General features: G+C 64.8%; 4 protein-coding genes. 3 read left to right on the plus strand and 1 reads right to left on the minus strand.

Annotation, left to right across the window (positions count from 1 at the left end; genetic code table 11):
• The 3 genes from Q8K99_11750 to Q8K99_11760 form a co-directional block, all read left to right on the plus strand.
• Window positions 1-368, plus strand: a 368-nt coding sequence (locus tag Q8K99_11750; GenBank protein MDP2183227.1) for a GNAT family N-acetyltransferase, incomplete at its 5' end; no start/stop codon positions are given.
• 120 nt (window positions 369-488) lie between these two features.
• Window positions 489-1,106 (plus strand): hypothetical protein, encoded by a 618-nt coding sequence (locus Q8K99_11755; GenBank protein MDP2183228.1) that lies wholly within the window; start codon window positions 489-491, stop codon window positions 1,104-1,106.
• Between the two features lie 115 nt (window positions 1,107-1,221).
• The gene (locus Q8K99_11760) at window positions 1,222-1,761 is read left to right on the plus strand and encodes a GNAT family N-acetyltransferase (protein MDP2183229.1); all 540 of its coding nucleotides are present in this window, start codon (window positions 1,222-1,224) and stop codon (window positions 1,759-1,761) included.
• Here Q8K99_11760 and Q8K99_11765 read toward each other — a convergent pair.
• Window positions 1,731-2,884, minus strand: a 1,154-nt coding sequence (locus Q8K99_11765; protein ID MDP2183230.1) for an ATPase, T2SS/T4P/T4SS family, incomplete at its 5' end; no start/stop codon positions are given. The genes Q8K99_11760 and Q8K99_11765 overlap by 31 nt on opposite strands.

Consider the following 2,884-nt stretch of genomic DNA (forward strand, 5'->3'; position numbering starts at 1 on the left):
TCTTGAAGGCCTACTGCGAGCCGTTGAACTCCACCATGCTTCTGGCAGAAGCAGACGGCTGCGTCGTCGGTCTGCTCGGGCTTCTCGGTCGCATGTTGCCGCAGGAGGCACACGTCGGCTCCTTGGGAATCTCGGTCGAGCGCGACCACCGCGGATGCGGTATCGGGACGCGACTCATCGAGAGGCTCTTCGAGTGGGCGCCGCAGCACGGCGTCCGCAGGATCGAGGTCGAAGCGTTCGCCAACAACCCGGATGCCATTCGCCTCTATCAGCGGTTGGGGTTCGAGCGTGAGGGCGTACGTAGAGACGCTGTGACCGTCGACGGCGAGTACGTTGACGCGGTGCTCTTGGCCAAGCTCTTGACGTAGCCAGCGCATCAGACAGCGCGCCTCGTGAGATATCCTCAGGTTGGGAGCGCGCAGACGTACTTCAGGTCGTGCACCCAGAGTTCGGCGTCATCCAGGGCGATACATTGCGATGGGAGATCGGTGCGAAGGCGCAGGTTCCATCTGTTCGCTGGACTCGCGCTACTGGTGATTGCAGCTGGCGGCGTGCTTCTCTTCGGCCAGCGCGGAGCGAGCGGCCAATCGGTGTCTTCGGTTGGCGGGGAGTCTCTCGCGGTCTCGGGTACGGGTTCCGTGCCGTACTACTTGCAGAACGATCCTGCTTGGGCCGCCGAGACTCTCGGCGGTAGCGGTGAGACCATGGGATCCGCTGGCTGCACGGTGTCATGTATCGCCAGCGGGGTGTCCGCGCTCGGGTCTCCGATGGACCCGGGGGAGGTCTGTGCTGCTCTCAAGAGTGCCGACGGGTTCACCGGCTCGGGAGAGGTCATCTGGAGCGCGGTCAGTGAGATCACCGGCGGGAAGATACGGATCGAGCTCCCGGTCCTGAGCTACGACGTCATCGATCGGGAGTTGTCCCAAGGACGACCGGTCATCACCAAGGTCATGCTCTCGGAAACCGTTCCTCATTGGGTTCTCATCGTGGCGAAGGATGGGCAGGAGTATCTGGTGGTGGATCCGCTGAATCAGGAGAGGCGTCTCGTGAGGCTGTCGGAAAGGTCGGCTACCATCCACGCTATCAGGGTGCTTCGCCGCGGGTGAACCGGTGGCCGTCCGGCAGCCGTCAGGCAACCGTCAGGGCGCCTGACCACAGCAACCGCAGACAGCCGCCCCGTGGCCGCAGCTCAAGCGGATCTCGATAGGTGGGATAGACGTGATGGTGATTCGGGGTTCCATAGTCACGCTCCGTCCGGCGCGGGAATCAGACCGACGCGCCGTCTACCGATGGCTCGCCGAGTCCGATGTGACCCAATCGATGATGGGACCTCCACTCTTCCCCGACACCCCTGCTCCAACTTGGGACGAGTTCTGCGAAGACTACGGGCCGCACTTCTTCGACGGGACGAGGCACCAGGTCGGGAGGTCCTACATCATCGAGGTCGATGGCGAGGCGGTCGGCCACGTGAACTACGACGGGATGGATCTGGTCCAGAACACAGCGGAGCTAGACATCTGGCTTTGCTGTGAAAAGGTCTGTGGGCGAGGCTACGGCCCGGACGCGCTTGTGGCTTTGACCAGCTATCTCCACGAGGCCTTCGGCATCACCGAGTTCATCATCCGGCCGTCTCGGCGAAACGCGAGGGCAATCCACGCGTATGCCAAGGCCGGCTTCACCCTGCTGCCGCCTTCCAACGGGCAACAGACGGAGGTCTACGGCCCAGGCGACTACGCCGACGCCATCGTCATGCGCAAGTGAAAGGCGTGATCTTCAGCGCGAGGGGTGCGCTTCGAAAGAGGGAGGCCGGCCTGGGGGTGCAATGAGGAGGCCGCGAGACCGTCGAGCATCGGCACGCCGAGGTCGGTGATCACGAGGTCGAACCGCCGACTTCCCAGCTCGTACAGCGCATCGGCTCCGTTCCCGACAGTCACGACGTCGTAGCCTTCACGGCCGAGGATGTGCGACACGAGTTCGCGAGTGTCCGGGTCGTCCTCGGCTACAAGAATCGTCGCGGTCGAGGGATCCGCGTGTGCCGACTCCCCGCTGTGCACGGGACGCGCCGGGGCGCCAGGCTCGTACGCGCTCACATCGTCGTCCGCGAGTATCGCGCGGTGGATTTCCTCGGGCGAGAACGTGAACGCCCGCACAGCTTCCACGGCCACCCTGCCGAAGAGCGCGTCGCCGCGATCCCAGGCGAAGCCTCGCACCCGTTCGAACGATTCACCAGAGCGGATCAGAGCGGCGATGTCGCCTTGGACCTGCAGCAGCTCGCTTACCGCGCGCCTTCCCTGGAAGCCGGCACCACCGCATTCCGGGCAGCCGCCAGGACGCGCGACTTGGAACGGGATGTCGTGCGTGTACGGCGAGAGCAGGTCGATCTCCGGCTCGGTCACGTTGCCTATCGACCGGCACTGTGGGCACAGCTGTCGCGCGAGTCTCACCGCGAGAACGAGGGGGGCTGCCTCGGCGATGGTCGCCCGCCCGATTCCGAGACGCTCGAGCCGCTCAAGAGTGGCCGTGGCGTTCGGCGCTTCAATGCTGGCCACTACAAGGCGATCGAGCGAGAGCCTAACAGCCGTCTCGGCCAAAGCGGGGTTCCGAAGCTGGCCCAGATAGAGGATGTCAGGGTTTTGCAGCAGCGCGCCCTCGACGAGCGTCTCCCACGTCGCGCCGGTTCGTGTGTCGACCTGCTGCTGGGCAGCTCGCGGAATCCGGTGTTCGACCGGATCCTCAACCGTCACGATGCGTCGCGTGGCGAGGGCCTCATCAGATAGCAGCGCGCACGCGGCGGTGGTCTTCCCGGAACCCGGAGGACCTGCGACGAGCAGGAGACCGCGCACCCGGGTCAGGTACGCGAGAGCGGTGCTTGCATGATTCGTAG

Source organism: Actinomycetota bacterium (assembly GCA_030682655.1).
Lineage (GTDB): Bacteria > Actinomycetota > Coriobacteriia > Anaerosomatales > JAUXNU01 > JAUXNU01.

Bases quoted from the DNA above. Each gene is read 5' to 3' on its own strand.
- Q8K99_11760 (MDP2183229.1), top strand. From the start codon at position 1,222: ATGGTGATTCGGGGTTCCATAGTCACGCTCCGTCCGGCGCGGGAATCA.